This is a genomic window from Rhodohalobacter sulfatireducens (assembly GCF_022012475.1).
Classification (GTDB): Bacteria; Bacteroidota; Rhodothermia; order Balneolales; family Balneolaceae; genus Rhodohalobacter; species Rhodohalobacter sulfatireducens.
This window is the reverse complement of sequence record NZ_JAKLWS010000009.1, coordinates 125,495-150,142: the sequence shown is the minus strand read 5'-3', so window position 1 is coordinate 150,142 and position 24,648 is coordinate 125,495. Positions and strand designations below refer to the sequence as shown.

At 41.4% G+C, this 24,648-nt stretch carries 31 protein-coding genes and 1 pseudogene; 10 read left to right on the top strand and 22 right to left on the bottom strand.

Annotated elements, in window-relative coordinates; all coding sequences use genetic code 11:
* Positions 1-162: type II toxin-antitoxin system Phd/YefM family antitoxin (locus L6773_RS21725; RefSeq protein ID WP_369431558.1), on the bottom strand; the 162-nt coding region annotated here is incomplete at its 3' end.
* 657 nt (positions 163-819) lie between these two features.
* Entirely contained in the window at positions 820-1,227 is a 408-nt protein-coding gene (locus L6773_RS09405; RefSeq protein WP_237853721.1) for a hypothetical protein, read from the bottom strand.
* 265 nt (positions 1,228-1,492) lie between these two features.
* Here L6773_RS09405 and L6773_RS21475 point away from each other — a divergent pair, with 265 nt between their 5' ends.
* From L6773_RS21475 to L6773_RS09395, 3 genes and pseudogenes are all read left to right on the top strand, one after another.
* Entirely contained in the window at positions 1,493-1,615 is a 123-nt protein-coding gene (locus tag L6773_RS21475) for a hypothetical protein (protein ID WP_255727733.1), read from the top strand.
* 44 nt (positions 1,616-1,659) lie between these two features.
* A pseudogene (locus L6773_RS09400) lies at positions 1,660-2,741 on the top strand (IS110 family RNA-guided transposase).
* Positions 2,742-2,812: 71 nt separating this feature from the next.
* Positions 2,813-2,977 carry a hypothetical protein gene (locus L6773_RS09395; protein WP_237853719.1) on the top strand — a complete coding sequence of 55 codons (165 nt, stop codon included), beginning with the start codon at positions 2,813-2,815 and terminating at the stop codon, positions 2,975-2,977.
* Between the two features lie 346 nt (positions 2,978-3,323).
* Here the strand turns inward: L6773_RS09395 and L6773_RS09390 are convergent, their stop codons facing one another.
* From L6773_RS09390 to L6773_RS09360, 7 genes are all read right to left on the bottom strand, one after another.
* Positions 3,324-4,091: a hypothetical protein gene (locus L6773_RS09390; protein ID WP_237853717.1), complete on the bottom strand. Its 768-nt coding sequence runs from the start codon at positions 4,089-4,091 to the stop codon at positions 3,324-3,326.
* Between the two features lie 176 nt (positions 4,092-4,267).
* Entirely contained in the window at positions 4,268-4,555 is a 288-nt protein-coding gene (gene nadS / locus L6773_RS09385; RefSeq protein WP_237853715.1) for a NadS family protein, read from the bottom strand.
* The gene (locus L6773_RS09380) at positions 4,552-4,869 is read right to left on the bottom strand and encodes a type II toxin-antitoxin system RelE/ParE family toxin (RefSeq protein WP_237853713.1); all 318 of its coding nucleotides are present in this window, start codon (positions 4,867-4,869) and stop codon (positions 4,552-4,554) included. Before L6773_RS09380 ends, nadS begins: the two co-directional genes overlap by 4 nt.
* Before the next feature lie 136 nt (positions 4,870-5,005).
* A complete protein-coding gene (locus L6773_RS09375; RefSeq protein ID WP_237853711.1) occupies positions 5,006-5,461 on the bottom strand; it encodes a PIN domain-containing protein in 456 nt (151 codons plus the stop codon).
* Entirely contained in the window at positions 5,439-5,681 is a 243-nt protein-coding gene (locus tag L6773_RS09370) for a UPF0175 family protein (protein WP_237853709.1), read from the bottom strand. Before L6773_RS09370 ends, L6773_RS09375 begins: the two co-directional genes overlap by 23 nt.
* A gap of 273 nt (positions 5,682-5,954) precedes the next feature.
* Positions 5,955-6,368 carry a Dabb family protein gene (locus L6773_RS09365; RefSeq protein ID WP_237853707.1) on the bottom strand — a complete coding sequence of 138 codons (414 nt, stop codon included), beginning with the start codon at positions 6,366-6,368 and terminating at the stop codon, positions 5,955-5,957.
* Positions 6,369-6,701: 333 nt separating this feature from the next.
* On the bottom strand, positions 6,702-7,517 hold the full coding sequence (locus L6773_RS09360; protein ID WP_237853705.1) for a sterol desaturase family protein: 816 nt from the start codon (positions 7,515-7,517) through the stop codon (positions 6,702-6,704).
* A 218-nt stretch (positions 7,518-7,735) separates the two neighbouring features.
* On the opposite strand from L6773_RS09360, the gene L6773_RS09355 reads away from it, so the two are divergent.
* The 3 genes from L6773_RS09355 (at position 7,736) to L6773_RS09345 (ending at position 9,826) form a co-directional block, all read left to right on the top strand.
* Positions 7,736-8,701, top strand: coding sequence for an NAD(P)-dependent alcohol dehydrogenase (locus tag L6773_RS09355; protein ID WP_237853703.1), 966 nt, complete (start codon positions 7,736-7,738; stop codon positions 8,699-8,701).
* Positions 8,702-8,712: 11 nt separating this feature from the next.
* The gene (locus tag L6773_RS09350) at positions 8,713-9,411 is read left to right on the top strand and encodes a DUF4386 domain-containing protein (RefSeq protein ID WP_237853701.1); all 699 of its coding nucleotides are present in this window, start codon (positions 8,713-8,715) and stop codon (positions 9,409-9,411) included.
* 232 nt (positions 9,412-9,643) lie between these two features.
* Positions 9,644-9,826 (top strand): hypothetical protein, encoded by a 183-nt coding sequence (locus L6773_RS09345; RefSeq protein ID WP_237853699.1) that lies wholly within the window; start codon positions 9,644-9,646, stop codon positions 9,824-9,826.
* 25 nt (positions 9,827-9,851) lie between these two features.
* Here the strand turns inward: L6773_RS09345 and L6773_RS09340 are convergent, their stop codons facing one another.
* The 3 genes from L6773_RS09340 to L6773_RS09330 all read right to left on the bottom strand — a co-directional run bounded on the left by L6773_RS09340 (position 9,852) and on the right by L6773_RS09330 (position 12,441).
* Complete coding sequence (locus tag L6773_RS09340; RefSeq protein WP_237853698.1) at positions 9,852-10,637, bottom strand: DUF6962 family protein; 786 nt, start codon at positions 10,635-10,637, stop codon at positions 9,852-9,854.
* A 486-nt stretch (positions 10,638-11,123) separates the two neighbouring features.
* Positions 11,124-11,678 (bottom strand): DUF427 domain-containing protein, encoded by a 555-nt coding sequence (locus tag L6773_RS09335; protein ID WP_237853696.1) that lies wholly within the window; start codon positions 11,676-11,678, stop codon positions 11,124-11,126.
* Between the two features lie 85 nt (positions 11,679-11,763).
* A complete protein-coding gene (locus L6773_RS09330) occupies positions 11,764-12,441 on the bottom strand; it encodes a lysophospholipid acyltransferase family protein (RefSeq protein ID WP_237853694.1) in 678 nt (225 codons plus the stop codon).
* A gap of 179 nt (positions 12,442-12,620) precedes the next feature.
* Between L6773_RS09330 and L6773_RS09325 the strand changes: the two genes are divergently transcribed.
* Positions 12,621-13,253 (top strand): O-methyltransferase, encoded by a 633-nt coding sequence (locus L6773_RS09325; RefSeq protein WP_237853693.1) that lies wholly within the window; start codon positions 12,621-12,623, stop codon positions 13,251-13,253.
* A gap of 221 nt (positions 13,254-13,474) precedes the next feature.
* Here L6773_RS09325 and L6773_RS09320 read toward each other — a convergent pair whose 3' ends face one another.
* The 3 genes from L6773_RS09320 to L6773_RS09310 form a co-directional block, all read right to left on the bottom strand.
* Positions 13,475-14,233 carry an MBL fold metallo-hydrolase gene (locus L6773_RS09320; RefSeq protein ID WP_237853691.1) on the bottom strand — a complete coding sequence of 253 codons (759 nt, stop codon included), beginning with the start codon at positions 14,231-14,233 and terminating at the stop codon, positions 13,475-13,477.
* A 479-nt stretch (positions 14,234-14,712) separates the two neighbouring features.
* Positions 14,713-15,870, bottom strand: coding sequence for a THUMP domain-containing class I SAM-dependent RNA methyltransferase (locus L6773_RS09315; RefSeq protein ID WP_237853688.1), 1,158 nt, complete (start codon positions 15,868-15,870; stop codon positions 14,713-14,715).
* Between the two features lie 175 nt (positions 15,871-16,045).
* On the bottom strand, positions 16,046-16,474 hold the full coding sequence (locus tag L6773_RS09310; RefSeq protein ID WP_237853686.1) for an FKBP-type peptidyl-prolyl cis-trans isomerase: 429 nt from the start codon (positions 16,472-16,474) through the stop codon (positions 16,046-16,048).
* A gap of 103 nt (positions 16,475-16,577) precedes the next feature.
* Here L6773_RS09310 and L6773_RS09305 point away from each other — a divergent pair, with 103 nt between their 5' ends.
* A complete protein-coding gene (locus L6773_RS09305; RefSeq protein ID WP_237853685.1) occupies positions 16,578-16,982 on the top strand; it encodes a CoA-binding protein in 405 nt (134 codons plus the stop codon).
* Here the strand turns inward: L6773_RS09305 and L6773_RS09300 are convergent.
* Positions 16,979-17,698, bottom strand: coding sequence for a hypothetical protein (locus L6773_RS09300; protein WP_237853683.1), 720 nt, complete (start codon positions 17,696-17,698; stop codon positions 16,979-16,981). The genes L6773_RS09305 and L6773_RS09300 overlap by 4 nt on opposite strands.
* Positions 17,699-17,766: 68 nt before the next feature.
* On the opposite strand from L6773_RS09300, the gene L6773_RS09295 reads away from it, so the two are divergent.
* On the top strand, positions 17,767-18,108 hold the full coding sequence (locus L6773_RS09295; RefSeq protein WP_237853681.1) for a DUF971 domain-containing protein: 342 nt from the start codon (positions 17,767-17,769) through the stop codon (positions 18,106-18,108).
* A 162-nt stretch (positions 18,109-18,270) separates the two neighbouring features.
* On the opposite strand, the gene L6773_RS09290 is transcribed toward L6773_RS09295, so the two are convergent.
* Both L6773_RS09290 and L6773_RS09285 read right to left on the bottom strand, forming a co-directional pair.
* Positions 18,271-18,465, bottom strand: a complete 195-nt coding sequence (locus tag L6773_RS09290; RefSeq protein WP_237853679.1) for a DUF3185 family protein — start codon at positions 18,463-18,465, stop codon at positions 18,271-18,273.
* Position 18,466: 1 nt separating this feature from the next.
* Entirely contained in the window at positions 18,467-18,862 is a 396-nt protein-coding gene (locus tag L6773_RS09285) for a hypothetical protein (protein WP_237853677.1), read from the bottom strand.
* A gap of 84 nt (positions 18,863-18,946) precedes the next feature.
* Between L6773_RS09285 and L6773_RS09280 the strand changes: the two genes are divergently transcribed.
* Positions 18,947-19,426 carry an OsmC family protein gene (locus tag L6773_RS09280; protein ID WP_237853675.1) on the top strand — a complete coding sequence of 160 codons (480 nt, stop codon included), beginning with the start codon at positions 18,947-18,949 and terminating at the stop codon, positions 19,424-19,426.
* Between the two features lie 160 nt (positions 19,427-19,586).
* Here the strand turns inward: L6773_RS09280 and L6773_RS09275 are convergent, their stop codons facing one another.
* Genes L6773_RS09275 through L6773_RS09260 form a run of 4 tightly spaced genes read right to left on the bottom strand, consistent with a single transcriptional unit; the run spans position 19,587 to position 24,527 of the window.
* Entirely contained in the window at positions 19,587-20,519 is a 933-nt protein-coding gene (locus L6773_RS09275; protein ID WP_237853673.1) for a cobalamin-binding protein, read from the bottom strand.
* A 51-nt stretch (positions 20,520-20,570) separates the two neighbouring features.
* Positions 20,571-22,001 (bottom strand): PhoPQ-activated pathogenicity-related family protein, encoded by a 1,431-nt coding sequence (locus L6773_RS09270; protein ID WP_237853671.1) that lies wholly within the window; start codon positions 21,999-22,001, stop codon positions 20,571-20,573.
* 52 nt (positions 22,002-22,053) lie between these two features.
* Positions 22,054-23,004 carry a pyridoxal-phosphate dependent enzyme gene (locus tag L6773_RS09265; RefSeq protein ID WP_237853669.1) on the bottom strand — a complete coding sequence of 317 codons (951 nt, stop codon included), beginning with the start codon at positions 23,002-23,004 and terminating at the stop codon, positions 22,054-22,056.
* Positions 23,004-24,527 carry an amidohydrolase family protein gene (locus L6773_RS09260; protein WP_237853667.1) on the bottom strand — a complete coding sequence of 508 codons (1,524 nt, stop codon included), beginning with the start codon at positions 24,525-24,527 and terminating at the stop codon, positions 23,004-23,006. Before L6773_RS09260 ends, L6773_RS09265 begins: the two co-directional genes overlap by 1 nt.
* Positions 24,528-24,648 lie beyond the last annotated feature (121 nt).

The window sequence follows — 24,648 nt, the reverse complement described above, 5'->3', positions numbered from 1 at the left end:
GAAGCGTTCATATTCTGATACATCCATCAAAACAGCAGCACTTTTGCCATGTTGAGTAAGTATAATTGGTTGCTTCTCTTTTTTTAAGCGTTTTACAAAATCCGCAGATTTCTTGCGAAATTCGGAGAGAGGTTCAATATCTTTTGAAATTGATATATCCATATCAGTACTTTAAAAGTTTTTTTATGCACTAAAAAGATACTGATTGAGATTTGAACTTACAACATTAAGGTAGGTTGGTTAACGCCGCATTCAGCGGCTTGTCCGCTGCAATGCTTTGTTAGGCACGCCAATTTTATCTGGTACCGACAAGAATAGCCTTAGCATCACCATTCTCCTTGAAACTGAGCATTAAGAGGTAAGGCGCTAAGAACAGAATCCCGAAGAAAATGGCAACAGCTCCCAAGGCTAGTCCTTTTGACGTGAATCTGTTTCGCCAAGATGTCCAAAGCCCAGAAAGCAGCAAAAAGCACATAAAGTCAAAATTGAACTGACCTGACCAAGTCATAGCTAACATTTCGCCAAAGAATACAGGGACAAGGTTCCAGCCGTGATTCACACCAACAATAGCTGTATAGCCTACAATCGCTAGAGTGATTATTACTAGGAAAGTCCTAAATAAATTCATATTACGTCCACCTCAATTTTTAACGATTAGTGCCTAACGACCCACCGCATAACCGGCAGGCACCAAAGCCTTGATTATTTATAAATGAAAGGTTAGCTATTAAACATAAAACTAGCAAGGAAGAACGAGGCCTGACCGCCGTTAATGGGGTTGTTATTCCTTTACTCTAAGGTGTTTGTGTTTCTTTTTTACTACATGTTCATCAACACATTGGTTAACCCTACGGCCCAAACTAAAAAGCCAACAGCAATTTGCCATTTAACTTTCTTGTAGTACCAGATAAAGAGCCCGAAAAGGATCAGGTAAATAATCAACCATTGTATTCCTACTTCACCAAAGATATGGCCAACCGCTCTGTCTAATGCCGGTTGTATCATCATAAAGGAACCAAATATAATATGTTTTTTATGGATTAAAGAATTCGTCTTTCTTTTCGCAAAACCGATGACAATCAGAATCGTTGCAAACATAAGCTGAAGAAATATCATCGCGCTAAGAGGATCTAAATATCCTTGATTAAAATATTCCTGAGCATACATTGGTAGAGTGGATAGCAAGAAACCTGCAAAGACGATCATCCCAGCAATACCAATTTTCATGTGTGCCTTTGTGTTGTTTTTACGGATCAATCCTGTTTGTACAACGAGGAGGGTAAACCAACTAAAAGCAAAGAAAGCGTGGATTAAAAATTTGGGACTACTGTTGCTTGGTTGACCTATGTCGAATAACCAATTATCAGAAAATCCGACAGCCATCAAAAGCTAGAAGACAATACTCATGAGGAAGTAAAAAATTTTTCTCATATCAATCTAATTAATGATTTACGACAAAGATATAACGGCCCAGCGTTTAAACGGCGCACGCATGAATGTAAATTCAGTTTCCCTTTTACTATTTGTCGGACAGAAAACGAAACGAGCAGCTGACGGCGAGGTGCGTCCGCTTGAAGCACTTGATATTATTCATGGCCTCCTCCCAGAATCGTAAATTACGGTTCTGCAAAACTCATAATGAATCCAAGGAGGAAAACCATGAAAGTCTATAATAAACAACACTCATATTACTGTGGAATTGATCTTCATGCAAGAACGATGTATGTCTGCGTGCTGGATAAGAACGGCAAGAAGGTTTATCACAAGAACATCCCTTGCAAACCAGAGCGGTTCCTGCAAGCTATAGCCCCTTTCCGTGAGGATATTGTCGTCGGTGTGGAATGTATTTTCTGCTGGTATTGGATTGCAGATCTCTGTGAGCAAGAGGGTATTGACTTTATCCTGGGGCATGCCCTCTACATGAAGGCCATTCACGGAGTCAAGACCAAAAACGACCGGATCGACTCGCTGAAGATCGCCCGTCTGATGCGGGGTGGCAACTTTCCCATCGCTTATGTGTATCCACCCGAGATGAGAGCCACCCGCGACCTGATGCGACGGCGAAACCATTTCGTACGCAAACGGGCCGAACTGATCAGCCACATCCAGAATACCACGATGCAGTATAACCTGGATCCACTGGGAACCTTATCGAGGCCCCATCATCGCCGGGACAAAGATATTGTTGGGCATTTTCCCGACCCCGTGGTTCAACTAATCGTGAAAACCGATCTGGAATTGATCGACCACTACGACCCAATTATCAAACGACTGGACAAGCAGATCCTGGCCTTGGCCAAAGGACACGACCCTACGAGTCTACATCTTCTGAAAAGCATCAAGGGTGTCGGGGATGTGCTGGCTTTGACGATGCTTTATGAGATTCACGATATGAATCGTTTTCCCAGTCGGGGTGAATTTTGTTCGTATGCGCGGCTGGTTAAAGGACAGAAGTCTTCGGCTGGAAAGAACTATGGAACCACCGGCGGTCGCATTGGCAATGCGTCCCGACTCCTCGGGAGGCCTTTTCGGAAGCCTCCCTGTTATACCTGCGGGGCAATAAACAGGCCGAAAAATACTATAACCGTTTGATCAGCCGCCACGGAAAAGGAAAGGCTCTGACCATTCTTGCCAAGCGCCTGGGAGTGGCGGTGTATTATATGCTCAAGCGGCGGGAACCGTTCAATGAGTCCAAATTTCTAACCAATTCGATGATGTCTAAAAAAACCGCAAAAGTATAAATGGGGAGCTGCCGCCAGCCCGACGTATAACTAAGCCCTATGGTAAGAGCCTTTCGTCCAGCCTATTCCTTATGACTGCACCGCAGATCAATATCCCGGTTGGCCAGGCCATAACGCCCAGCTCGCACCGCTTGATTGGAGACGGCAGCGGCCCCTGGATTTTTCGATACCTGGCATGTGGACTTGGTTGCCAGAACCATCGGCATGTACTGCCCCTGCTCCGAGATGCTCCATAACTGGAATGGTGATTCCTTACTGCCATAGCCCCGCGCTTGATCATCCGGGTTCAGGGTACGCAATATATTCTATAGCCGTCCCGCAAAGTGCAGGACCGACTAGCATCGGCTTTCTGGCTGACCGTTGGTCGTTGAGCTTCTATATGTGTTTGGTGCAGTCATGATGCTGCAAACCATCGTTGAATACTGCTTGCCCCGCAAGGGACGCCTTTGGCGTAGTACACCTGCACAGGAAAGGGTATCGAAATTGTGTAGGCGAGGAAGGATATTTCTTGCCAGAAAATGCTATAGCCTATTGACATTGGAGGCCATATATAGGTTAGGTACCCTGAAAGATCGTTATATATCAAATATTATCGAGATGCCATTTTGATAAATCTTCTTCAACATCTTCAGAAGTAAGTTCATTGTTAAACAATTCTTGAAAGGTAAGTTCTCTTTCAGAAATCAAATATTCAACAAAAATTAGAGATTGAAGATAATGATAATGGCCGGGACTTAATTGGTTAAATTGTCCACTGTAATATTTCATTACTTGGGACTTAAAACTATAGGTAGAATCTGTTTTTCGACTTAGATGTGAGGCGTAGTATTCAGCATATCCTTCAACCTTCCAATTTGGTAACGAACGCGAATATATAAATCCGACTTTCAGAGCAATTAACTCATGAATAAGCTCATGAGTAATTATATGAGCCTGATCTCCCTGGAAAAGTGAATGGGGATAAATATGATGATACTCATCCCTTACCTCTTCAATATATTTTGAATTGGTGAACGTATAATATAATGGCTGGATATTGATGCCTTGGCTCCGGGCAGGTTTGCCCGCCATTTTCGCAAATTTTGTAAAAAGAGTTGGTGTATTGCAGATAAAGATTTTAAATGTTCTTTCAGGAATATCTATGTCGAGCTCATTTAATCGTTGAGTTACATTATCTAGAATTTCTATTGTTTTTCGATCAATATTTTGGTCTGAATAAACGGAATAGCGATGGTACTCGTGGTGATAATCGAAGTGAGTATAAGGATAGATCAAATAGAAATTTCTACCTATCTCTATAGCTAGATAAGCCAAAAATCCAACACATAGAAGTGCAGCTATTTTCTTCAATTTCTTTCTATTAATATCCATTTCTAGAAAATACGGAGGGTTACTTCAAGTAGTTGCATTTAATAGAAATAAGAAGGGACCTAACGGCTTGGCGGCTAAGCGGCGAGGCGACTAATTGCCCAAAGCCCGAAACCTCGAATTCGTCCGCTTGAGCCGCTGGTTATTTGACGGTCAGCTTATGACAATGACTCCAAAATTGCTTTTGGTCTCTTTTCCGCGATCTTCAAAAGTACTTTAGCCGGACCCTGTGGTTTACGCCTTCCTTGTTCCCAATTTCTCAGAGTACCAACGCTTATTCCTAGCAAAGAAGAGAATTCCTGTTGAGTCATATCGTACTTTTCCCGGATAGCCACGACATCAGGTTCTTCAATCGTAGCATACCTTGATGGCTTACGCTTGCCTTTCCTAATCTCTCCGGCCTGCTTTACGCTTTCCAGTAATTCATTAAACATTTCATCATTCATGACAGTTGTTCCTCAACCAGTTGTTTCAGTTGCTTCAATTGATCTGCAGTGAGATCGTCTTTTTTGCTCTTTGGATATGCATACAGCATATAAATTTGTTCATCTTCGGTGAAGAAATAATAAATCACCCGAATTCCACCTCGCTTCCCACGCCCTGACCCGGCCCATCTGATTTTTCGAATTCCGCCACTTCCTTTAATAATGTCTCCGGACTCAGGCCGAACCGATAATTGCAATTGGAGCAGGTGATATTCTTTATCACTGATAAGTTTCTGAATCAGTTTCGTAAAAACAGAAGTTTCAAAGAATTCCATTCAGTAACGGTTACTTTTTTAGAAAAGTACGTCAATGGCGTATTTTTTGCAACTGATGAATGAAATGTAGTTTTACATCGAAATTTTAGAAGAGGGTAGGCAACGGTTTGGTGGTTATGGCTGCGTATCAGCCTCTTCAGGACTCATTTGCCTTATCAAGTACTCGTTCAATCAAATTCTCCGAAATCCGAAAATTAGTTTTCTGGATTTTCTCAATAATCGGTTTTACAGTTTTCAGATGGCCTTTATTTTTTGATGCAATTAGCACACCAAGCGAACCGGTTACTGAAATACCCATTTCTTTCGCTGCTTTTCTCCCTTTGATTTCATCAATGATTAAAAGCGATCCTTCATGCTCTAAGGCGAGTGCAATGCTTGTTGCTTCCCCCGCATCCAGATAACCAGACAATCCTTTGTCTACATCTGTTTTCAGTTGTACAATTTCAATCCAATTTGGAACCGGTTGATTGAACTCTTTTAAAACTGTATCTGTGATATATAGCTTGCCATAAAGCTTATTCAGAAGATCAAGCTCTCCGATTTTGTAGAATAGAATTAGGCAACTTGTGTCAGATACTATGACGTTGGGCATTCTTTATATCTTCGTCAAGTTCTTCGGCAGGATAATTGATCAGAGCAACATTGTACTCTGAAAGCAGCTCCATGAAAGTTTCCTTTGAATAGCCGGCCAGTTCAGCCGCTTGTCCAAGAGTTAGCTTCCCCCTTTCATACAATTTGGATGCCAGTGACATTCTTGCCTCTTTGTCATCAACATCTGCAGTGTTTGGTATATTTATCGTTAACGTCTTCATATTTGGAATGTAATTAATTTTTCTGTTTAACGATAATCAACAGAACTTGATCTGAATAAGGGGTGATTTAAAGTAAGCACCATAACGTGTATTTAACGGACAACATATCACCCGATATTCTGTCTGATAATAATCCAAAATATGTATCTGGACAAATGAAGTAGGTGTTCTGCAGGATTAATATTTAATTCCAGATGAAAAATGTCCGATTAATCCGCCGATTAATATTTAATCGGTCATGGGATATTAAGAGTTGAATAAAGGATCTACTATCTACTTAGCCCAATAATCCACCACCATTACATCTTCCAGGTGTGGCTGCAGTATCTCACCAAACTCTTTATGAGCCGGGTGGGGTAGATAGGTGGCTCGTCCCTCTTCACTGTCAAACGTGAGAATAAAGCAGTGCGTAAATCCTTTATTTAAACCTTCTGGGCTGTTATTCAATCCCCATTCGAACGCTTTAATGGTCTCAATCTTTGAGGGCAATGCTAAAAAAGCGTCTTCTACCTCTTTAATATCAGCTTCGGTCGCTGAATCTTTAAACTTAAACATAACCACGTGGCGTAATTGTTCTGACATTTCTTGTACTTCGTTGTTGTTGGGAGTGTTGTTTTCAGCCGCATCAGAATTGGAACAGTTTGTAAACAATAGGAATGCGAAGAGTATTAAAAAGAGATTTTTCATGCTTAAGTGTTTTAATGATGATTCGTTTCGAAGAGAAATAACGATAATTTTGAAGGAATTAGAAAATCATTCGTCGACTTTAAATCAAATCAGTTTAGATTTTTTTGAGGTAAAATGTGTTGCGATACGATCCTAAATACAAAAAGAGATCTGTAGTTTGATTTAATCTCCGGCCGACAGTGTGGTTTTATAGTTTAAAAACCTGACTGTTCTCTCGCAGATTTTCGCAGATGAATCGCCAAGTTTCGCTGAGAAAACTCTGCGAAACACTGCGACTAACTCAGCGCATCTCAGCGAGAATCTTGGATGGCATGTCTATTCAAGACTCTTTTTCTATTTCTTGAGCGGTGTCTTCAGCATCCCGCCAACGGTTTGGTCTTTCTCCTCATCATATTCATCGAGCCCCAACTCAATCTCTTCCGGTTTTTCCCGGAGTCGAAACGTTCTGGCGATTCGATCCCAAAATGAGAAGAGGGAGCTGTAGTTAGAATCGGTCTCAGGTTGCCAGCGGGAGTGATGTACGCGATGCATATCCGGTGTAACAATAACCGCCCGAAGCATTCGATCGATCTTGTGAGACAAACCAATATTTGCATGATGGAATTGAACAACGGTAAACATCACAATTTCATAGAGGACCAATTCCCAAAAGTAGATTCCAAACAGGGCGATAATGAGAATTCGGAAAATCCCGGAGAAGAAGATCTCCCCGAAATGAAAACGGCTGGCGGTGGTAACGTCCATCTTGTTATCGGAGTGGTGGACTTTATGAAATCGCCAGAAAAACGGCACCTCATGATTGATGCGATGCCAAGTGTACATCCAGGCATCAAACAGGAGAACGGCTCCAATTGCGTGAGCCCAGAGGGGGAGGGCAAGCCAATCCTGCAGCCAGTGCATCACACCAAAACGGGCTTCATCCGCCCAAACGGAGACAGCCAGCCAGAGTGCAGCAAAAATCAGGCTGCCGATCAGTGCGTTGATGATTCCCATCACCAAATTTCGAAAAACATGTTTCCCGCGGCCCTTTCCCTTGCCTACGAAATAGTGATAAAAAGGGTGAAATGATTCCCAGGCAAAGAGCAAAACCATCACGCCGAGCATGGCCAGGATTTGCGTTTGTTCTAATGTGGCGATGAGTGCATCCATGGAATCTCAATTGTTTGGTTCATTATTGTAAAATACGAAAGGTTTTTGAGCTTCTCGTTAAACTCGAGAATATAATCGCTTAGTGATCTCTTGATATCGCCTCTATATTGAACGAAAATTTTTGGTTTAAATTGGTTTTATAAAGAATCTAAATGTAAAATACTCCGTACGTATCTGCGGACTAATCTAAATTACATCAATTATAAAAAGAAAAGGGGATGAAATCGATTCAATATAAAACGTATGGCGGACCAGAAGTTCTGAAGGTTGTTGAAACCGAAAAACCGTCTCCAAATCAGGATGATATCCTTGTAAAAGTATTTGCAACGACAGTTACATCTGTAGATTCCACATTTCGAGGCGGTAAAGCTTTAGCTGCACGGCTTTATACCGGTATTCGCAACCCAAAAAATCCAATATTGGGAACAGAGTTTTCGGGTATCGTGGAAAAGGTTGGGAAGCGAATAACATCTTTTAAAACCGGTGACAGAATTTTCGGGGAAGCAGAGGGAACCTATGCGGAATATCTTGTAGTTAAAGAAAATACTGTAATTGCCAAAATACCTGAAAACCTGAGTTTCAAAGAAGCAGCGGCCATTCCTTACGGGGTTTTAACAGCGTTACCGTTTCTGAGGGACACAGGTTCAATCAAAAAAGGTGACAAGGTTTTAGTGAATGGAGCATCCGGTTCGGTAGGTAGTTATGGCATTCTGCTTGCAAAATATTATGGCGCTGAGGTGACCGGGGTTTGCAGCACGAAGAATGTGGAGATGGTTCAATCACTGGGAGCAGACCGGGTGATCGACTACAAAAAAGAGGATTTCACAAAATCCGGTGAGAAATGGGACATTATTTTTGATGCCGTTGGTAAGAGTTCATTCTCTAAATCAAAGAGTGCATTGAGGGGGCACGGTATCTATCTCACTACGGTGATGAGCGCTACCATCCAATTTGATATGCTTCGAACTTCGTTTACCTCCCCAAAAGCCAAACTTACTTTAACGGGGATGAGAAAAACAGAGGAGAAGCAGAAAGATCTTCATTTTATAAGGGGATTGATCGAAGAGGGAACAATAAAACCGTATATCGACAGGGAATATCCCTTTGAGGAGATTTCAGAAGCTCATTCATATGTAGAAAGCGGGCACAAGACCGGGAATGTGGTTATCAATGTAAATCAATAATGGGGGAGAGGATGGAATCAATAAAATCAAAAGCAAGAATTGCAGGTGTTTTCTACCTGCTCATTTTTATATGTGCCGGCTTTGCCGAGGGATATGTCAGAACAGGAGTATTAGTTCCGGGTGACCCATCGACAACTGCCCAAAATATCCTGGCCTCTGAAGGACTCTTCCGCCTGGGATTGGCGAGCGATCTATTTGCATTTCTGTTTGATGCGATTGTTGCCGTTTTATTATATGTGATCTTGAAACCGGTCAGCAAAACACTTTCCATGATGGCGGCTGCTTTCAGGCTGATAGCCCACCCGGCGATTGCAAGCCTGAATATGCTGAATCACTATGCGGCACTGGCAGTCTTGGATGAGGCATACCTGGTATCTCAACCGGAAACTCTTTCTCTGTTATTTTTGGACCTTCACTCAGCCGGTTACCTGGTTGCTGGTGCATTTTTTGGGGTTCATCTACTGATTTTGGGATACCTGGTCATCAAATCCGAGCTGTTTCCAAAAGTACTTGGGTGGTTACTTGGAATTGCCGCTTTTGGATACCTGATTGAGTCTTTTGGTAGTTTTTTGGTTCCGGCACATACGGATATCTACACGATTATTGTTACCATTACAGCGGTAGTTGGAGAGATTTCATTTACACTTTGGCTATTAGTAAAAGGGGTAAGGAGTTCGGATTTGGGCACACAAACCAATCAGAAATCATAGACAATCAATTCAAAGAAGAATAAATTTATAAAAAAGGTTATTTTTGATGATAGAAATATTCCCCTCTTGCCTGCTCTCGATACGTCGGGGTGTAAGGAGGGGCAAGGGGAGGTAGCAATCTCCCCTTGAGGGTCCCGTTGGGGAAATGAGGGGATTGTTCAAATGTTAAATGGTATTTTTAATCATCTGCACATTAACAGATTAAAATAAGAACTAAGAAGAGAGGTTAATTATGAAAGATAAAGCGAAAGAATCAGGCAGCAGCGGTGCTGTTTACGGATTGGGATTTATTGGGGCACTGATCTATTACATCTCAACGGCAACAGGTTTTTGGGTTGGAGTGTTGGGTGTTTTGAAAGCAATGATTTGGCCGTTGTTTTTTGTGTATGAAGGATTGAAATTTTTTGGAGCGTAGAGGACCTAGATGTAAGTGAAATGATCTATTTCAATCGAAGTGCGTCTTTTACGACATCCCAAAATGTGCCTTGATCTTCCAGGATATCTTCCTCTTTTAAAACTTCCAGTTTACGGGATCCGCGGTAGAAGAGGTAGAGACTGATCGCCATCACGGTGTGTGCTAAATCAAGATGATTGAACCAGGTATGCAGGCCAACCCCGCTTGTATAGATATAGGCGGCTAGAGTGGCAAATATCACGGAGAGGAATATAATTCTGCTGCCCTCGTTTCTGGATTTCCAATAGACCCAAAAGTGCAGAGGAAGCACAATCAAACCTAATCCGTATGCCGAATGAACCTGGATGAAGAAAAAGTTGAGAGTGTAGAAGGAAATTACGGCAAAGGTTAGCAGCTCAACTACATTCGCCACATCTAGAAACTTTGCAAACTTCTTGTTAATAATAGGTGCCGCGTGCATGATAGACGCCCGTTCGATTGACATCACTGATAGCATACTGATAAGCCATCCGGGGAGTTTCCATGAGAGCCCGACTGCATACTGAAAAGCATGTCCCAAAATTCCGCCCAAAAAAGTTGCCAGCGCCATGATGATAAAGTAATAGCGCATCAGCCGGTGGACTTTCCCCTGTTTATTGAGTTTAACCAGTTTGATGAATGCATAAAGGCAGACCGCTGTGATCCAAAAATCGGTGAAGGTAACCATCGGCTCCATGACGGTCACGCCAAAGATCTCAATGGATGGTTGTGTTGGGTTTGTGGAAGTCTGCATAGATGAAACAAATACACCAATTTTCGGTGAAAGAGTCAATTGGGATTTGGTTTAGATTGCCACGGAAGCACGGAAGTTTTTAAAAACTCTGTATTTGACATTTTGAATCTGTATAATTTCAAAAAAATTGTGGATTAACCACGGTACCACTACGGGTTTTTACAGCGGACACAGCGTAGAGCCTTTGTGATTTTCTTTGTGTTCGCCGTGGTTAAAATCTTGTGGCAAAATTACAATTTTTGAAATTAGCCTCGGTTTTGAATAGTATTTTACACCAACTCGCTCAACAAATCACTCAAGACATCTTCAAAAAAGTGATGTAACTTTTCGCTTTTATCTGAGGTATCAAGTTCAAGTGCTAAAATGCAAGAAGTTATCATTGAGACAAAAGAGGTTATCAGAGGCTCTTAACGTTACGTCTTTATCAGTTTTATTACATTGGATTTGACGAATATACTGGTAGCACTGACTGCTTGGGAGGTTGAAATGCTACCGCGATAATTTAAAAAATGCCTTAAGACTTAATTATAGATAAGTTTTATTGGATTCTCCTTTAACAGGACCAACAATTTCATCGGTAATCCAGCCTCCATAAAATCCACCGGGTTGAGGTCTTACCTTTTCACCATCAACAAAACACGGCACTTTTTTAGGGTAAAAACAGAAATATCCTGCAATTTCTTTGTAATCATCAAATGGGGTTTGGTATGACCAGGCTGCATTTATAATTTTATCCCCATCCACCAGAACGTTCCAATAGATAGCTTTTCCTTTCCACTCACATCGGCTGGTTTTATCTGTTTTTATCAAATAATCGAGATTCACATCTTGAGGTGGTAAATAAAATGTAGGTGGACTCGCTGTCTCTAATAAACGAATTGTATTTGAGCTTTTTGCTATAATAATATTTTCCCATTTCACTATTACTTCTCTATCATCAGGGTCAAGAACGGGGGGACGAGGATAATCCCAGACTGATTCCTGTCCCTTTTTGGGTTTTAAAGCAAATGATGGACGTTTTTGGCCCCTGTATTCCCACTTGTCTCTGTGTTTGGCCGCCCATTTGGGTAAGTTCTTCATATTTGATTGATCTTTTGTTGCCATGGATTTTTTCAACAAGAATTAAGATCACAACTCTCCCGATAATTATTTAATTGCCGTTGATTTACATTCTATCGAATCTGAAAGATTCATTGTGAGCCTGGTCCTCTAGTTGTTCTAAAACACGTTCAAGATTGGCTTCAAAGATACTTTTCAGTTTTGAACGGTCTGTTTCAGAGTTGAATTCTACAGGTTTTCCAATTTTTAAGTACAGTTCCGGTTTATCAAAATTTGTCGTAGTAATATAAATTCCAATGGGAACCACGTCAGCTTCCTGTACTCGATTTGCAATCCATGCAAGACCATCTCGAAATTGAATATTTTCTGTTTTAAATGGATAGATCTTTCCCTCGGGGTAAATAAAAAGTGATGAATTTTCACGCTTCATTGATTCCACCGCGAAACGTAAAGAACGAACAGCCGATCGTGGATTTTCAAGATTCACTGAAAACGCCCCTATTCTTTTGAAGAGGCCGTGTTCACGCATCTGTTTGTCTTCCATCATGGCACGGGCATTTTGCCGAAACAGTTTTCGATTTAGTAGTAGTGGGATCAACCCATCCCACCAGGAGGTGTGATTCAAATAGTATATAGTTTTGCTTTCGGGTCCCGGTTGATAGCTTTGATCGACCCAAATATTTTTGAATCGTCGCCAGAATAACGATCGTGTATACAGATCAAACAGGATGATAAACCAACTTTTTTCTTGTGCCGGTATAAATTCAGTTTCAGATTTTTTCAAAAGTTAAATATCCGTTAAGCTCTAATTGTGTTTTCGTCATTCCGGCCTTGAGTAGAAATCTCCATTTGAAAAGAAGATAGGAGATTCTGAATCAAGCCTGCCTGCGCTAAGCTTCGGCAGACAGGTTTAGAATGACACAAAATCTTATAATCGCTAAAATGACAGCATAAAGATAAAATATGAAATTGATAAACAGAGAAATATCAGAATACACTGAATCGTTCACATCTGAAGAGTCTAAAACACTCAAAGAATTGGTTCAGGTTTCAGAAAGAGAGCTGGAATACACCGATATGTTGAGTGGTCCACAGGTGGGAATGCTTTTGAAAATGTTGGTCCAAATTTCGGGAGCCAAACGAATCCTCGAGATCGGTACATTTACCGGCTACTCAGCAATATGGATGGCAGATGCCTTATCTGAAGATGGCACGCTCATTACACTTGAAATGAATGAACGATACAGAGACATATCCAGGCAATTTTTTGAGCAAGAGGAATATAAAACTAAGATCAAGCAAAAAATGGGAAATGCTCTCGAAGTGATTCCTGCGCTCTCCGGCTTTTTTGATTTGATCTTCCTCGATGCTGATAAAATCAGTTACCCAACATATTACGAAATGCTTAAACCGAAATTGAAGATTGGTGGATTATTTGTAGTTGATAATGTGCTTTGGGGCGGGGAGGTATTACGGCCATCGGATGTAAAATCAAGAGCCATTCATAAGTTGAATAAAATGATTCGGGATGATAATGACGTTGATCAAGTAATGATTCCGGTTAGAGATGGAATTACAATTGTGAGGAAGAAGTAGAAAGTCCCTCTTGAGAGAGAATCTTGGGGTGTGTTAGGTAGTCTTGGTAATAAGCATTGCAATGCAATAAAGACACAAGCGAGACGCTTGCGCCATCTCAGATAAGAAAAAAATGAAAAGAAGCGGAGCTTCATTTTGACGACCCGAAGTAGGTAAACTACACTAAAGCTTTGTTGACCAGGGACCTTCGGATCATGTAACTGTTTAGGTAATCATTAAAATCACTCAATCACCCGGCTATCTCCCGGTTCAAGGATATGATATTTTTCTTTCAGAGCATCAGTGAGGCGAATCTCAACTTCATGTGGATAACCGTCTGCCCAAAATCGATTATCATCCGTAACCACAAGTGTGCTGTGATGTTGTGGAAAGATATAATCCGGGTTCAAACGGTTGATGAGAATCACGGATCTGTCGATATACATGTTATGTTCTGTGGGAGAGACAAAAAGTACATCCACATCCTCTAAAAAGAGATGATCTTCAAGGAGGTACGTATCTCCGGGTTGAACAAAGCTTGTTCCGTTAATCGTAAATTTATAACCGACATCCTGTAAGTTTGCCTGGTAGTAGATAGCAAAATCTTTATTGCCGTGAATTGCGCGGAGGGCATCCACTTGAATTCCCTCTATTTCAAAAGACTCTCTGGGTTCTGCAACCACTATGCGATGATCGGGCAACCCAAAATTCTCTGCTTCTTCTAAAGCACTCTCGGGAAGAACGAAGGTACATTCACTATTTTCGTTCAAAATTTTTGAAGTATAGCCATTAAAATGATCTCCATGCCAATGAGTAACAAAAGATATATCGATTACTTCAGCAAGCTCTTCGGCAGTAATTGGCAGAGGCTCGATACGATTTTCAGGCTCCAAAAAGATATCGGTTGTGACTACGAGGTCTCCTGATTTTATAATCCAGCTATTATGGCCTGCCCACCAGATTTTGGTGCCTTCCTGGTGATTTTTGATTTCGTCTATCATTCGTGTGGATTGGGCAAAAGTTGACTGAAAAAGGAAGAGGGATACTATAGTGAGGAATATCGATTTGTGCATGAGTTATAGAGCAGATTTCTGAATTATGGGTTTAAAATAGCATAACTCTTCTTATTTATAAATTCACTAAACAAAATAAAGAAGGTATTTTCGGATAGGAGAAAGAATTTAGTGAGTTGATATAAAAAGGGGAGAAGTGAGTCACAATGTGAAAGGAAGCAGAGCTTCATGGTGGTTTATCCGAAGAAGGTAAACTACGCTAAAGCTTCGTTGGCAAGGAACTTTCGGATCGAGTAAAATTGAATAAATAGGTCTCTGCTATAAACCAGATTTCGAGGGCACCCCGACTTTTCGTGGCGCCAGCTCAGATTCACTGGGCGAAATATTGAACGAAATCCAAGCCTCATCAACATCCCTCTGAGATTCTCAAGAACAATTGAGAATCTCAGTCTCTCCTGAAAGGGGTACTATTTTTTGGATCCTTTATACAGTTCATACTCAAGCAGACGACACTCAATTGTTGAATTGAAAAATGTGGTTCTGGAGGAAGCCCGCAGTCCTACTTTTTTGGTGAGTTTATTGTTGGCCGTAAAGACGTAGCCCATTTTACCCGGACAACTACTTTTCAGAAAATCACCAATACCTTTGTAAAGTGAGATGTGATCATCCGGGGAACCAATTCTCTCCCCATAGGGTGGATTGAATACAACCACTCCATCGCCATCCGGAACTGGAGTTTCTGAGTAGTCACAGGTTTGAAAATCGATCATGTGATCCACACCGGCGGTTTGGGCATTCCTTTTTGCAGCGATTATGGCATTGGGATCATTATCTGTTGCTATAAATTTTCCCTCAATATCTTTCACTACACCAAGCCTGGCTTCATCGCGTACAGTTCGATAGTATTCTTCATCAAACCCGAGAATGTGCATAAAACCAAAATTGTTTCTCAAAGAGGCCGGTGCTCTCCGGGTAGCTTGCATCACGGCTTCAATTGCCAATGTTCCACTGCCTGTCATTGGATTGATAAAGTGCTGCCCCGGCTTCCATTGGGTTGCGTTAATGATTGCTGCCGCCAATGTTTCCTGCATAGGTGCAAATGCTCCCGAACCCCTGTAATTCCTGCGGGACAGTGACTCACCGGATGTATCTATAAAAATTCTTGCAATGTTTTTATCCCAGTAAAGAAACAATACGGTTTTCTGGAGATCTGATCCGCTGTCCGGCCGTTGATCTTTCTTGAAACGAATACGATCGGCAACGGCATCCTTTACCATCAGGTTTGCGTATTGGTCATTTTCTATCGTAGGATGGTCTACTCTTGAGGTCACGGAAAAATATCCATTTTCATCTATCCATTCTTCCCATGGATATTTTTTGATCCAGACTTTGAGTTGATCCGGCGTTTTAATCCGCTTTTCATCAATGAGGTAATGAACTCGGTGGGCTGTTCGAAGCCAAAAGTTCAGGTAGATGCAATCGTTAAGAGAAGCTTCAATTTCAACACCGGTCTCTCGGCTGTTTGTAATGTTGAATCCGTGCTCTTGGATCTCCTCTTTTAAAAAAGGAGCAAGCCCAAGCGGACATGTTATGCTAACGGTACCTTTCTTTGTGAAATCTGCCATAGTTATATCAGTGGCGAAAAAAATATTAAGAGTGAAGTTGTGAACACGTCATACTGAATATGGCTCAGAATGATCTGTTTCTTGTTTTTTAAGTAATCGATATAGGTCAATTCACCAAAAAAATAGGCCGACTACTATAGGCAGTCGGCCGTTATTACTAATAATTTTATGTAGTTTAAGCTACTTCAAGCAGTTCAATCTCAAATGTCAGGTTTTTCCCTGCAAGAGGATGGTTTGCATCAAGTATGAGTTCCTCATCTTTGATTTCGGTAATCCGAACCGGAATGGGTTGTCCATTCTGTTGATTAACTTGTAGCTGCATTCCAACTTTTGGTTCAACATCGTCAGGCAGCTGTTCTTTGGGTACGTTGATTACCAGGTCATCTCGTACTTCTCCATATGCTTCATCGCTGGGGATATCAACTTTGGTTGAGTCTCCTTCACTCAATCCAATAACTGCTTTCTCAAAACCTGGAATGAGCTGACCCTGACCCAATTGAAACTCAAGGGGTTCTCGTTCTTGTGATGTATCGAACACCTCACCGTTCTCAAGTGTGCCGGTGTAGTGTACTTTAACGGTATCTCCGTCTTTTGCTTTAGACAAAATATTCCTCGTATTTATATTATCAATTTAACGTACTTAAAGGTAACCTTTTTTTAGCACAATCGAGAATAGAAACACCTTTAGAGGGTCATCAACTATGACAATGAAAGAGATTCTAAATTCAACAAAAACAATTGCCATCATCGGGTTATCGTCCAGCCCTTATCGAACCAGCCACAGAATTGGCAAATACTTACTGGATGCGGGATTTACAATTATCCCGGTAAATCCAAATGAAGAATCTGTTTTCGGTCTGAAAAGTTACCTGAATATATCAGATGTTCCTGGGAATATTGAAATTGATATGATTGACATTTTCAGAAACAGCAGATACTCCGCGGATATGGTTCAACAGATTGTAAATTGGTCAGAATCCAGTGGTCAGAAGCCTGTTATTTGGACTCAAATAGGCGTGAGTTCGGATGAAGCTAAAAGAATAGCGGACAAAAATGGATTTACATATATCGAAGACAAATGTCTGATGGTTGAACACGGCCGGGTAAGTTAATCTTCCTGGTCCAACAACCGTTTCTTTCGTTCCTCAAAATATTCATCCATTTTTGATTTGAGGATCATCTCAATCTCTTTTCGTTCAATTTCGGGGATTGTAGTTGTAAATTCCTTGATTCGATCTTCGGTTTTCTCCTCTTCAACCAGGTACTCAATCCCAAGAATATCTTCCCCGATCCATCGCCAGGAGATCACCTCCTCCCACAAAATATAGCGATCCAACAGGATCACACCTTTTGATCGAAATTCAGGCACTGCCTTCAATGTCCATGTAAATAAGCCAAAACAGATCATCGAAAGGCCTGATGTGACCCGAATTCCGGTAATAATTTGATCGGTAAGTACTGCTGTTCTGAATATTCCAAAGAGGATAATGCCTAAAGCTAAAAGGTTGGGGGCATGATCAACCCAAAAAGACCGATGTTGATATAGCACATAGCCCGATTCTTTTCTGAGGTTGTAGAGTCGTACTGCATATCCAAAGAAGAAGCCACCCAAAAAAGAGTAGAGAACCATCATGAATGGTGCTGCAATTGATTGAGGGAAAAAACCAAGAACATACAGGACCATCAGCAGTGTAAAAACGGAAAGTGTGATGAGGGTTCCGTTTAAAACATTGGTTTTATTAAGTCGGTCGAACCGAAACCAGGGCTGAGCCCCGGTATAGACACCTGCAATAGCCGTAAAAAGTAAAAAAAGATTTAAAATCCACATGGTTTGAACGTATTTTTCAACGTGACATGTTACTAACCCAAATAGCGAATAGCAATCCAATTTCATTCATGAGCAAAAGAGAAAAACCGGTTTCTGTTGATATTTCTAATTCGGACCAAACTCTTACAGTTGAATGGGCCGATGGCCATACTTCGGAGTTTCCACTTTTTGGCCTCCGTAAAAATTGCCCCTGTGTGGAATGCCGGGGCGGACACAGTCAAATGGGCCGGTTCGAACCTCAACTCTTTTTGGTTGAACCTACAAGAACATATAAAATTGTATCTGCGGAGCAAATTGGCAATCATGCTCTGAAAATAACCTGGAACGACGGGCATAATTCCGGGATGTATCGATGGGACCTTCTACGCCATATGGATGAGTCGGTTCAAAAATTGAAAGAGAGTTCTTAGAACGAGTTAAGTCTGAATTTTTGTAGCCACTAAACACAAAAACACAAAATTATTTTTTGAGTTTTTTACTCGGTTCGAATGTTCGCCTTTGCATCGCTCTGTAACAAGCTCCGCTTTATTTTAGTTGAATGTATCCTCTAAAAATCAAAGCAGCCGAAATTTTCAATTTCTCAACAGTCCGACCAAACCTGCAATGGATGCTGCAGCTCCACCAATCAACATCCAAAGAGCACGGTTGCTCGGTGAACCTGTAAAGAACTCTTCCACTTCTGAACTTATGGATTGATATTCCTGGTATCCAAAGTACAAAAGCAGGAGTCCGGCAATGAAGATTCCGGCAGAAATGGCTTTTTTCATATCAACTCTTTTTTTCGTTTTCTTTTGATCTGTAATAGTCCTCTCGAGCATCAAGAAGTTTTAAAATACGCTCCATGCTTTTTTTCTTCTGAAGGATATCCCGTGTGTAATAGACTGTTGAAATGATGACAAATATCCATGAAGTAATTCCAAGCCATAGACTGATGTTGTTACCGGTATTACCGTAATCAATAAAATGGTATACACTGAAAAAAGAAAAAATAAGAATTGAGAAGATCACAAAAACCCCCATTATCCTGGCTTGTCGAAGACCTTTTTGAGCAACTTTACTATATTTACCCTCGCGTAACCACTTTTTCTCTTTATACTTCAAGAAATTATGGAATTGATTGATCTCCTCCTTAATCATCGCCGTAAAAACGTCATCTTTTCTCATAGCTACTAAGTTAATTATGGCTGATAATTTTTAAGAACAATACTAATTTGAATGATTTGATTCCATATAAATTGAATTGAACAGATGAAGAAACACGATTATCAAATATTTTTGGACTGGAACGGGAATACCGGAAATGGAACCACTAATTATGAATCTTATAAAAGAAATTATACCATCCAAATTGATGGTAAACCGGACATCAAAGGTTCATCTGATCCTTCGTTTCGAGGAGATAAAAATCGTTATAATCCGGAGGAACTTTTTCTTGCTTCAATCTCCTCTTGCCACATGCTTTGGTATCTGCATCTCTGTTCTATAAATGGAGTCACAGTAGTTGATTACCGGGATTCGGCTATTGGTGTAATGATTGAAAAGGATAGAGGATCAGGATATTTCGAATCTGTAATCCTGCAACCTGAAGTAATAATATTGGAACCACATAAAAGAGAGAAAGCAAAAAAACTACACCATAAAGCAAATGAGATGTGTTTTATTGCAAACTCATGCAATTTTGAAATTAAGCATATGCCATCTATTCAAATAGCTCGGGATGAATCATAAAAAGAGGGGATTCAAAAAGCATACGAGATAGAGGATTAGAGGTGATTTTTTCTGCCAGCTCAGGCCGATGTTTTTTACACTTAATAACCAATGGAGATTGCGAAACAAGTTTCGAATGGCAGCTTATTTCAGAGAGGCTAAAGAGTCAATATCTAAGAGTTTATTGCGCATTTTGTAACTGTCCATCAAACCGAATCCACCCGACATTTTGATGTATCGGTTTAAACAGGGACGGGTGCAGAATTTCAGCCAGGATACGCGTTGACTCAAATATCGATGTTCCGGGTCGGTTGAAATACCGGTTGCCGTCAAGGATATATACTTCGTTGTTTTGTACTGCTTTTAAAGAATGCCAATTTTTTTTCTGAGAAAGTATGTGAAATTCTTTTATCGATTGATCGATACTATATCCACACGGCATTATGAGTATTACATCCGGATTTTCTTCCACCAGATCCTCCCAATCAATCCAGGGAGAGTGCTCACCCGGTTCAGACAACAGGTACTCGGCACCTACAATCTCAAGAAGTTCAGGTATCCAGTTACCCCCGGTCATTAACGGGTCGATCCATTCCAGGCATGCCACTCGTTTTACAGGTTCTCCGATTACTGTATTTCGGATGATATCTATCCTCTGATCAAGTTCGTCTACAAATTGTTCAGCTTTACCCTCAGCTCCCAGTGCTTTTCCAATTTTGTGAATCGACTGTGCGATCTCATCAAGATTTGAAGGGGAGATGGAGATGACTTCAGTGTCTTCACTGCAATACTCCCGGACGGCAGATTTCACATCATCAAAAGAAACGGCACAAACTTCGCAGTGGTCTTGCGTAAATATGATATCCGGGTTGATTTCTGCCAGCAAGTCGGTCTTTACAGTAAACACAGAGAGGCCATTTTCAACGACTGAATGAATATTTCGATCAATCTCAGCGCTATTCCCGGTATTTTTTACGGCCGATTCTGTTAGTTCCGGCAAATTTCTAATCGATTCAGGTTGATCACATTCATGCGATCTGCCTACAAGTTGATCTTCAAAGCCCAGATCACATAATATTTCGGTAGTACTTGGTAATAGGGAGACAATTCTCATGTTTCGTGGCTTACTGTAATTTCGCTATCAAAAATTAAATTTGCCGCAAGATCATTCACCGATAGCAACAGAGCCCAGCGAATCGGAAGGAGCAAAGGGTTCAAATGGATAAGTATTCGGAGTTACTACAACACCTGTGGTTTGTTTAAAGGGTAATTCAGAATCAGCTTTATATGTTGCTTCCACAAACCAGGCGGTATAACCATCCTCTGGTGTATCAATTTCGATAAACATATTTCCATCCTCCGGAACTTGAAGGTTCCTGGCCAGCCAAATTCGATCAATCACATAGAGTCTGAAATCCCGGTCGTCTGGATTGTGTGCATTCCAAAGCATGAGCTCGTCCGGTAGATTATTTGGGTCCAGCTGAATTTGGAAACCGGTTGTGTCAGCTGTCCAGTTGAAATCGGGTATCGACCTGTCGTTAATGACATGATTATAGTAGGATATAAAACTCTCGGGGACATCTGTATTTTCCAGCGAATGGCCGGCATTCGGCACATATCGCAAATATTTTGGGGATGGAAGTTCATTCCAGTAAAATTGCCAGCTGTCAGGCAGGAAAAACTCATCGCTGGCAGCATTGATGATATATTTTGGCATATCCAGGCTGTCGCGATAAGAGATTGGATCAATAAGGTCAAGCATTCGGTCGTATTCCTCAGAAAACTGCCAATCCATAATCTGTTCATCTTCATAGTCCTCAATGGCAGGTGACCATTCTCCGTAAGCCCTCCAGTGATGAGTAAATGAAGGTTCAAGATTCAACAGGTCAATTACAATGGGAGCAATTGCAATTACGCGATCATCAAAAATGCCGGTTGTCCATGTTGTCCAGCCTCTTTTAGATGCGCCCGTAACTACAAAACTGTCAACAGATGTGGAGTGTTGATTTTGCACAAAATCAGTTACGGTATCCATTGCGCGTTGAGCTGCGGCAGTCATGGGTAAACGGCTTAACCAATCTGCATCTTCATCTTCAGAGCCTCCTTCTAAAAATTGCCGCCAACCATAGGCTATGATTTCATCCTCAACACGATCATCCATTCGGTTATCATTCAAAAAAGTGAGAGGCTGAAATGGAATATTGTGAAGATATGCTGTTACAGAATTTGTAGCTAAAGCAGCGTTTTGAATAATTGGATTTGCGGATTCCGGAGCCGAATCATCCCTGTCACCACCACCAATGAATAGTAATCCCGTTGTGTGCTCTACCTGGTTTGGCACTACTATCGTAAGCCAATGCCACCACTCAGATTCATCCACAATCTCTTCATTTAGCCACGTTTGAGAAACCATCTTTACAACATAAACAGTAAAGTCTTCTTCATTAATGGTTCTCTCAAGTTCATAATCATAGGCAGGATCCACTTCTGAGAGATAAGCTTCAAATGGATTTTTAGGTTTTTGCTCTTCAGTCGTACATGAAGATAGAAGAAAAATTAAGCCGAGTAGTAGATAAATGGGTTTAAAACGTATCATAGACGATCTGGAATAAATTTGTACCTGCAAAACATACATAATTTTCTGTGAATTATTTCCACGGTAGATTTTCAAGATCTACATTTCCACCGGTTAGAATAATTCCAACCTTTTTTCCACTGATATCAACCTCTCCGTCCAATAAAGCCGAAATTGGTACTGCACACGAAGGTTCAATAATGATTTTCATACGCTCCCAAACCCGTCTCATATCACGAACAATCGATTCTTCCGTTACTGTTACGATATCATCCACATTATCTTTTATGATTTGAAATGTTAGAGAACCGAGGGACGTACGGAGACCGTCTGCAATGGTATCTGTTCGTAATACGGGTTGGATAGATCCGGCTTGAAATGATCTGTAGGCATCATCAGCCAGCTTTGGTTCAGCTCCCAACACTTTTATATCTGGCTTGATTGACTTGGATGCGATAGCTGTACCGCTCATCAATCCGCCCCCGCCAATCGGTGCGATGATGATATCGAGATCAGGAACCTCTTCGAGAAGTTCTTTGGCTGATGTTCCCTGTCCGGCGATAACATCAGCATTGTTATAGGGATGAATAAATGTTGCACCGGTTGTTGAGATGATCTGATCCGTCGATTCCTGCCGTGATTCAATCGTGGATTCACAAAAAACTATTTCAGCTCCATAATCCCGAACGGCATTTACCTTTACTATAGGAGCATTTTCAGGCATTACGATGGTCGCTTTATAACCATTCATTTTTGATGCCAGTGCAACCGCTTGTGCATGGTTTCCCGAAGAGTGGGTGATGATCCCTTTCTTGCCGTCATCTTCAGTAAGTTGGGAGATCGCGTTAAAAGCACCGCGAAATTTAAAAGCTCCGACTTTCTGAAAATTTTCACACTTGAAGAAGAGTTCAGCCCCGGTTCGTTGATTGAAAAAAGAGGATTGGAGAACCGGCGTTTTGTGTGCAAAACCTTGGATTCGTTTAGCCGCCTCTTTTATATCTGAGTAAGTTGGAATATCGCTCATCAATAATCTAATCCGGGTTGAGTAATTTGATAATCCAGTTTTTGCTTAGATTCATTGACCATCCGCTCAACATCGTCGAGAAGTTGTTGGGCATCATAAATAATCCCGTCTTTGACGGTATATTTCACACCACCGGTGCGGACTGCTTCATTCTGTTCATTCACTCGAATCGCTCCCGTCCCATACAGTACTTTTAGATTTTCTTGTGGATTCTCCTCAACAATCACTAAGTCAGCAAGTTTTCCAATCTCAATTGTGCCGAGCTGGTTATCCACTTCGAGAACTTCGGCGGCTTTTAATGACGCTGACTGAAATATCTCAAGCGGATGAAAACCGGCTTCACGCATCAACTCCATTTCGCGGATGTATGCAAAACCATAGAGTTTGTAGATATAACCTGCATCTGAGCCGAGTGTTACCGTGCCGCCTCGATTTTTGTATTCATTGATGAAATCCATCCAAAGTTGATAATTTTCTTTCCAGGCTACTTCCTGCTCGGTTCCCCAATCAAACCAATAGGAGCCATGTGCTTTCCTGTTTGGTTTATAGAATTCCCAAAGCGAAGGAACAGTATATTTTTCGTGCCATTCGGCGCGACGTGCTCTCATCAGATCTCGGCTTGCTTCGTAGATGGTAAAGGTTGGATTGATCTCAAAGTCGCGGGCGAGCAATGTATTCATTACTTCATTCCAATGTTCACTTCCGGGTTCAGTCGCCTGCTTCCAAAGTTTTCCCGCTTCTTCAAACCGGTGTTGTTCGTTACTGTAGTTATAATCCAACGGGTAATCCTGGATGATTCGATCGGTAAACAGAGCTTCCGGCAGGCCATACCAGTGTGTCATTCCTTTGAGTCCCATTTCGGAAGTATCCAGTACATTTGCATAGACAACACGTGTTTGGGCGTGATGAGTCATCGAGCCAAGTCCCCTTTGATTGGCTTCATCAAGGGCAGCTTCCCAGATTTCGGGCCGTGCACCAAAAAACTTGATGCCATCTGCTCCCTGTTCATCAATCATCCTGACCCAATTTCTTGCTTGCTCAGGTGTGGTAATCGGTTCCTCAGAACCCATACCAAAACCGGCATATGCAAAAATTCGTGGAGCGGTAATCTCATTATCGGAACTTCTCTCTTTATGGCGAAGTGTCCAATCCAGGCCATTGAAAGAGCCGGGTTCGCGAATAGAAGTGATTCCGTGTGCCAACCAAAGTTTATATACATATTCGGGGACGGTTCCCTGCGCTAGTCCACCGGTATGAGCATGCATGTCAAAAAATCCTGGCAGTATGTACATCCCGGATGCATCGAGTTCCCGGGTATTTTCATCAGCATCGGGCCTATTTTCTTCATCTATCGGTACTCCGGGATACCCCACGGTTTGGATATCTGTGATCCGATTACCGGATATTACAATATCAACCGGGCCAACAGCGGGGGAGCCTGTCCCGTCAATCATCGTTGCACTGCGGATGATCAGTCGCTCATAGGGTCCTTCACCTTCGGTTCGGTCAGGAGCATCACTCATTTGGGCGGAAAGGGGAGAGATATTTATTAGAAACAGTAGAAATATGAGACAAGCTCTTATAACCATTTTTTGATATTTTGTTGAACAAGACATTGTATTTTTGATACCGATATCAAATCTC